Annotated in this window: 8 protein-coding genes and 3 pseudogenes; all 11 read right to left on the reverse strand. The window is 59.4% G+C overall.

The features are described 5' to 3' along the window. Positions 1–25 precede the first annotated feature (25 nt). The gene (locus tag C3F12_10120) at positions 26–994 is read right to left on the reverse strand and encodes a DUF1722 domain-containing protein (GenBank protein PWB46374.1); all 969 of its coding nucleotides are present in this window, start codon (positions 992–994) and stop codon (positions 26–28) included. A gap of 299 nt (positions 995–1,293) precedes the next feature. After that, complete coding sequence (locus tag C3F12_10125) at positions 1,294–1,671, reverse strand: VapC toxin family PIN domain ribonuclease (protein PWB46375.1); 378 nt, start codon at positions 1,669–1,671, stop codon at positions 1,294–1,296. Continuing rightward, positions 1,668–1,874 (reverse strand): AbrB family transcriptional regulator, encoded by a 207-nt coding sequence (locus C3F12_10130; GenBank protein PWB46376.1) that lies wholly within the window; start codon positions 1,872–1,874, stop codon positions 1,668–1,670. Before C3F12_10130 ends, C3F12_10125 begins: the two co-directional genes overlap by 4 nt. 239 nt (positions 1,875–2,113) lie before the next feature. Then, positions 2,114–2,860: an SAM-dependent methyltransferase gene (locus tag C3F12_10135; GenBank protein ID PWB46377.1), complete on the reverse strand. Its 747-nt coding sequence runs from the start codon at positions 2,858–2,860 to the stop codon at positions 2,114–2,116. A 111-nt stretch (positions 2,861–2,971) separates the two neighbouring features. Next, positions 2,972–3,568, reverse strand: coding sequence for an SAM-dependent methyltransferase (locus C3F12_10140; protein PWB46378.1), 597 nt, complete (start codon positions 3,566–3,568; stop codon positions 2,972–2,974). Between the two features lie 37 nt (positions 3,569–3,605). Beyond that, positions 3,606–3,812: pseudogene (locus tag C3F12_10145) on the reverse strand (hypothetical protein). A 131-nt stretch (positions 3,813–3,943) separates the two neighbouring features. Further along, positions 3,944–4,378, reverse strand: coding sequence for a hypothetical protein (locus tag C3F12_10150; protein PWB46379.1), 435 nt, complete (start codon positions 4,376–4,378; stop codon positions 3,944–3,946). Positions 4,379–4,515: 137 nt separating this feature from the next. Continuing rightward, positions 4,516–5,014: pseudogene (locus C3F12_10155) on the reverse strand (hypothetical protein). Positions 5,015–5,215: 201 nt separating this feature from the next. Beyond that, positions 5,216–5,644 (reverse strand): annotated as a pseudogene (dnaE2, locus tag C3F12_10160) (error-prone DNA polymerase). A gap of 162 nt (positions 5,645–5,806) precedes the next feature. Further along, positions 5,807–6,196 (reverse strand): DNA-binding protein, encoded by a 390-nt coding sequence (locus tag C3F12_10165; protein ID PWB46380.1) that lies wholly within the window; start codon positions 6,194–6,196, stop codon positions 5,807–5,809. After that, complete coding sequence (locus tag C3F12_10170) at positions 6,193–6,564, reverse strand: hypothetical protein (protein ID PWB46381.1); 372 nt, start codon at positions 6,562–6,564, stop codon at positions 6,193–6,195. The genes C3F12_10165 and C3F12_10170 overlap by 4 nt, the downstream gene beginning before the upstream one ends. Positions 6,565–6,613 lie beyond the last annotated feature (49 nt).

A 6,613-nucleotide genomic window follows, 5' to 3' on the forward strand; every position in this document is an offset into this window, starting at 1 on the left:
TTCAGCACTATGGCGGCGAGCCGCGTCACACGTGGTGTCGCAGTGCCAGCTCCTTCGGATGCGGGTTCAGATACGCTTGCCCCTTGAGGTACGTCACATCATACAGGCGAGCGTAATGGGCGATGAGCGTGATCGGGACGATCAGCGGCATGAGGCCGCGACGGTAATCGTCGATGGCGTTGGCCAACTCACGGCGTGACGCGTCGTCGAGTTGCCGGCGGAAATGGCCGACCATGTGTTGCAGGACGTTGGCATGTCGCCCGCGCGTAGCCGGTGTCGTCAGCGCTGCCATGAACTCGCGTTCGTACTGCTCGCGCAGGTCGCGGCGCGGTGGCGGTTTTGCGGCAGCGACAAGCCGGCCGAGTTCCTGGTAGGCGCGGGGCGAGTGTGCGAGCAACAGGAGCTTATGCGATGTGTGCAATGCGATCAGGTCGCCGATCCGCCATCGCGCCGCCCACAGCGCCTGCAAGCGGTGATATGCGAAGACTCGCTCGATCCAATTCTCCCGCAGTCGCGGCTCGCAGAGACGACCCTCCTCTTCGATCGGCAGGTTCGGAAGCTGATCGGCGAGCTCCGCGGCGAACAGGCCGCGGCCCGTTTGCGTCACCGGCCCTTTGTCATCATGAACTCGGACCCGCTCAAGCCCGCAACTCGGTGAATTCTTCTTGAGAATGAATCCGCTGAGATCGAGGGCGGAGAGTTGTCTGATCCGATGGCGCGCGTACTTCCGCATCGTATCCGTATGATCCGTCCGGGTCCGCGTACCGACCAGCCGGATCTGACTGCCATTCCGCAATAAATGGATCGCCTCGCGCGGCGTACCCATGCCCACCTCGACCTCGGGGCAGATCGAGACCCACTCGAAAAACCGGCCGAGCGTATCGGTGAGGAACCGATCATGTTTGTGGCCGCCGTCGTGGCGCACCGGTTCCCCCAACAGGCACGCGGAAATGCCGATACGGATCGGCGCATGGGATCGTTCAGTCTCGGTCATCGATGACCCTTGTCCGCCTGACGATTCTACAGGTCCATAATACCATCAACCCAAGGATCCTTGCGGTGTGCGGAATTGTCCTGCACTTCCCAAACGTGTCAATGGCCGCCTCTAGACCTGCCGAGCACCATGTGTGAGAAGATGCGCAGCAAAGGGCTGTCAAACAGCAATGAAAGTCGCGGCTGGGGGCGGTGGCGAGGTCGACGGCGCCCGGACTCGACTGAGAAGGTTTTCAAAAGGGGTGTGTGGACGACCTGAGGGACCTGACCGTTGCGAACCAGGTCGTTCGCGGCCATCGGTTACGATCGCTGGACACGGTACTGCACCCCCGGCAGGTCCTTGAAGTCGGCATCCTGGGTCCATAACGTCGCGTCGTAGGCGCGGGCCGTCGCCAGAATCACGCTATCTGCCATCGGCAGGCGGTGGTCTACACTCAGCTTCGCGGCCCGCAGCGCGATTGATGTGTCCAAGTCGATCACGATTCCTTGCCTCATGACAGCAACGACCTGCAGAGCATCTCCTTCCGTGCGCTGCTGCAACACCCGCTTCAATACCTCGACAATCGCCAAAGTGGGGACGACGAGCCACTGCGCGTCCTCGATGGGTTTCGCGAAGACGCTCGCATTCGGTCCGTTGGCAAAGTATTCAAGCCAGGCGCTCGAGTCGACGACGTTCATACCCGATCGGCCTCACGCTCCACGGTGGTGTCAATGCCCTTGAGAAAGCCCCGCATCTGACGCGTAGGCCGAACGGGGATGAGCTCGATCCGGTCGTCGTACATCAACGCCTCAACCTTCTGCCCCGGTTCAAGTCCGAGCTTTTCGCGTATTTCTTTTGGAATCACCACTTGGAACTGTGGCGAGATCGTCACTTGTCCCACGGATCACCTATCGATTCATTATACGTTATACACACACTATATCTATGCTAATCTCGTATGTCACGCTCTGAGTTGGACGAGATGGCGGCAAGCCCCAAGATATTCATATTTGGCAAGCTAACGCCGCGCATGAGCCGCCGAGCAGGCGGGCAAAGCCCGCTTGCGAAGGCCGGGCTCGATGCGCTTATTAGCCATGATTGGATTGTCCCCACTTTCTGAGTCGCCCGGTAATCCCCTCATCACCGCGTCATCAGCGCGAACACGCCCCAGCCCAGGTATTCACGCGTGTAAGCGGCGTAGCGCTCGGGTTCCGAGGTTAGTTTGGCTCGAACATCTTTCGCGAACTCGTCGTCGGGATTGGCTTCAAGCCATCGGCGCATGGTGAGCCACTTGGCCGCCTCGTATCTGTCCCAACTGTCTTGGTCTGCCAAAACCATTTCGACGACGTCGTAGCCGAGGTGGCCGAACGACGCGAGAAGTTCTGGAAGCAGGAGAAAGTCGGAGATTGAGCCGGCAAGACACCCCCGGGCAACATCTTCCGTCGGCGGTAACTGCCGCCAGTAGGGTTCGCCGATGAGGATGATCCCTCCCGGGCGGAGGCTCTGCGCCAGAAGCTCGATGGTGCCGACGACTCCCCCACCGATCCACGTAGCACCAAGGCAGGCTGCCACACCGGCCTTCTCGTCAGAGACGTAGCCGGCAGCGTCGCCATGGATGAACTCGACTTGATCGGCGACACCGAGTTCGTCAGCGCGGAGTTTCGCTTGTTCGGTGAACAACTGGCTCATGTCGATGCCGGTGCCGATGACTCCGTAATCGCGTGCCCAGGTGCACAGCATCTCCCCCGAACCGCTGCCGAGGTCGAGTATTCGGGTTCCCGTTTCCAGACTCAGCGCCGCGCCGAGAGTGGCGAGCTTCTCGGGTGTGAACGGGTTATGGATCCGATGAGCACTTTCGGTGATGTTGAAGATCCACGGAATATCCAATGCAGAAAATCTCCTTACGGGTGTGAATGGATTCGGTCACTGGCTAACGTTCAAGGTAACCGGCCTTGCGCGGCTTTATGCGCAAGGTCCGGTTGACCGCAGGGTTGGGCATCATGTCGCTCCAGCCGCCGGGCTTTTCCCGATGAGCAGCATTTCGTTGCCACCCCGCTGAAATTCATATGCAACGTGCTTAGTTACAATGTTGAAACCGTGATCGGCCAAGCGCCTCGCAACGAAGTCGTGATGCGGAGAAGGTTTGCCGTCGAGAGTGAGCAAGGGGAATATCCGTACCTCGCGGGCCACGCGCAGCATTTCCTGAATAGCGCGAAGATGGAATTCTGCCGACAGGTGGGCGCTATACAGAAACAGAAAATGCGACGATAAGGCGATCTCGAATTCTCCGTCATTGAAGGGAAGCGACGGGAGCTCTCCGGCGACATATCTTTCCTCGCGCTTTCCTGTCTCGAAATCCGATAGGAATGAGTTCATCGCGGACATGCGCACATGACCGAGATCTTCAATGGAAGGGATGGCCTTCCAAACGTAGTCGGTCTGGTTCTTGCGCATCTGATCCATCACGGTTTCATAGGTTTCGGAAATGCGCTTCCGAATCTGCGCGGTACCGAACTCGTAGATTGGGTCGACCGAGACGACATTGCCGCGCTCCCGTTGGTCGCTCGCAATGACGGCCGGTGCCCGATAGCACACTTGGGTTTCCATGGGTGTACCAGTTCCCTACGACAGGTTAGTGAAAGTCGCGGCTGGGGGCGGTGACGAAGTCGGCGTGCAGGTGTGGCTGCCAGAGGCGCTCGGCGATGAGATGGACGATACCCTGGTCAGCTTGCAAAGTTCCGGTGACGCCCAGGAAGGTAGCCGTCTTGGCCAGGGTCGCGTACCGTGCGAAGACCTTGGGCCAGAGGACGAGGTTCACGAAGCCGGTCTCGTCCTCCAGGGGTATGGTCGCCGAGCATTACCCTGTGACGTTCGTGCGGATGATTGACCCTTGCAAAATGAATGCAACGCGGCCCTTCTTGGAATCTCCCAGAAAATCAGGCCCGTGCGCGTATAGGTGCGTTACGTTACTTACTCAATCTTCAAGAATCCATATTTGTCCGGGAAGATGCTATCACCGTCGATCACGTGCAGCATCGCCCCGGGATACAGTTCGCGGCCACCCCGCTGAGGCGGCTGGACCGCGCGCAGGATCCCGATGAAAATCCCCTCTTCCTCCATCAGGAAATCCACCGTCGCCCCCTTGTGCGGCTCAACGGTCAGACTCTTGCTGGCCCCCGCAAGGGGGCCGTCAGTGATGTCCACAAGGGCGATGACCACGAGTTCTGAAGCATTCGTGGCGTTAAAGAGGCTGACGCGAACCGTCTGCCCAGCCTTGACGGGGAATGGGCCCGCGGCGTACTCCACCGCGGTGGGGGCGAAGGCGGACGAGCTCCATAGGAAGCCGACCAAGGTAAGGAAAAGGAGTACCGCTACACCGTTCCTCGTGCTAATCCTTCGTTTCATGGCACCCTCCTTTGAGCATGGGAATCATAGAAGCCCTAAGCGGCCCCCCCGTCTCCCCAATCGGGGAGCCCACGACACAGGGACGGAGCGTCGGAAAAGTACCTGTACGCCAAGGGTAGGAGCAGAGGAGAGGGCTGTCAAGGAGAAAGTCGGCGCGGGTGGAATCTTAGACGGCAGCACTCCATCACACGCAGGCCGGCTCCGTACAGGAGCATCCGCCATTAACCACGGCGTACCCTTTAAATTGCGAAGGACTCTTTTCACCTCCTCTCTTGTAAGTACCACAGGTAACTTTCGTGGCCGTTTGGCTCGGACAACGCCGTTCACGTAGCCGATCTCCTTGTGCAAGACGTCGCGGTAGAGGAACAGGAGCGCATTCAGGGCTTGGTTCTGCGTAGAGGCGCTCACGTGAGCGTCGCGGGCGAGGGTAGAGAGAAACTGACCGATCTCGGCTTCTGCCATCTCTGCGGGATGGCGCTTGTTATGGAAGAAGATGAACCGCTTGATCCAGCCGACATACGCCTCCTCGGTTTTGACGCTGTAGTGCCGCGTGCGAATTGCCAAGCGGACTTGGTCGAGCAACCTGGGTTTTGGTGCTTCGGGAGTGAGGGTGGCGCCGACGGGGTGGTTGTAGATTCCGACGTGTTGCGTTGGGCGTGTAATCAATCAGGCGTCTTACGTTGGAAGTTTGCATGTAGACCTCCTTTTCGTTTGCATTGTCTTGAAGCTTCCCCCTCACCCGCACCCTCTCCCGCACCCAGAGGGTACCCGGGGGGCGAGGGGAACTGGGGGGGCTGTCATACTCATAAGCCGTGCCTCCGAGGCATGCGGGATTGGTTAGTGAAAGTCGCGGCTGGGGGCGGTGGCGAGGTCATGCTGGAGTTGCGGCTGCCAGAGGCGCTCGGCGATGAGATGGACGATACCCTGGTCAGCTTGGAGGATCCCGGTGACGCCCAGGAAGGTAGCCGTCTTGGCCAGGGTAGCGTACCGTGCGAAGACCTTGGGCCAGAGGACGATGTTGACGAAGCCGGTCTCGTCCTCCAGGGTCATGAATGTGACTCCCCCTGCGGTGCCGGGCCGCTGGCGACAGATGACCAGGCCGGCGTAGCGGACGCGCGAGCCATGGCGCATCGAAGTGATCGTGCGAGCATCCAAGAGCCCTTGGGCTTTCAGCGCCTTCCGCAACGGCGCGAGGGGGTGACCCCTGGGGCTGTGATCCGTGCGCCGGTAGTCCCAAGCGATCTCTTCGGCAGCGCCAAGCGGTGTAAAGGTGGGCCGGTTTTCGTTGGCGGCCCTTGAGAGAGAAGCTGCTCGTGACTCGAATTCACGACATCGGCAGCATCAGCTAATGGAGTAGACGGGTGAGCCCCCGTTTCGTATCCGTTGCCTTGTTGCCGTATCTTTTTGACATCTTTCCCTTGAGATCCGTCATGATTGACCTTCCGGCGCGGAAAGAAGGGGCTCGGCAACCCGGATGAATGCTTCCGCCCAGGCGCATACTGATTCGGCATCGGCTTTCGACACGTGTGCCTCAATTCCATAATCGCCCACATTGCGGTAGTTCTGCGCGGCAATCAGATACTGATGAAACTTGGCGTCGAGCTTGGCCTGCTTGGCATATTCCAGACCGAAAGCGGTGATCACGGCGGAATGCTTGCGGTAGGATTGGCCCATGATCGCCAGCAAAGCCTCAGCTACATAGAACATGGCGTAGTATGCTCGGGAAGCCGCGAAATCAGGGTAACCATCCCGCAGGAGACTTCGCGCCGCGTCCAGGCTCTCCTTGGCCTTCTGGATCAAGGCCTCGACCTCGCTCATACCGCCACGCCTTCCCTGCGGACGTTCATAAGAAATGGGGTACTCCGTGTCCGATAATCCTCGGACCGAACGAACGCAGTGGAGATGACTACATCATACTCGAGGCTGAGTTGCGCGGCGGCCTTCGAAGTCCGCTCGATCAGATCGCCGTAGTCGAAGGGGGTCTTCACCACGCAGAGCACGTCAATATCAGAGCCTTCCTCGGCCTCGCCGCGCGCCTGGGAGCCATACAGAACGACGGATTCCAAGTCGTCACCCAAGATCGCCTCCAATCGAGCCCGATATTGTCCAACGATCTGCGCGACAGAAATATGCTTGCCCATGTCGCCTCCTTCTGCAATGGGCGGTGTGATCCCAGCCTTCTTCATGCGGTCAAGGACCTAACGTAACGCATAACGTGCGCGCTGAGACGCGCGA

It is taken from the genome of Candidatus Methylomirabilota bacterium (genome assembly GCA_003104975.1).
Classification (GTDB): domain Bacteria; phylum Methylomirabilota; class Methylomirabilia; order Methylomirabilales; family Methylomirabilaceae; genus Methylomirabilis.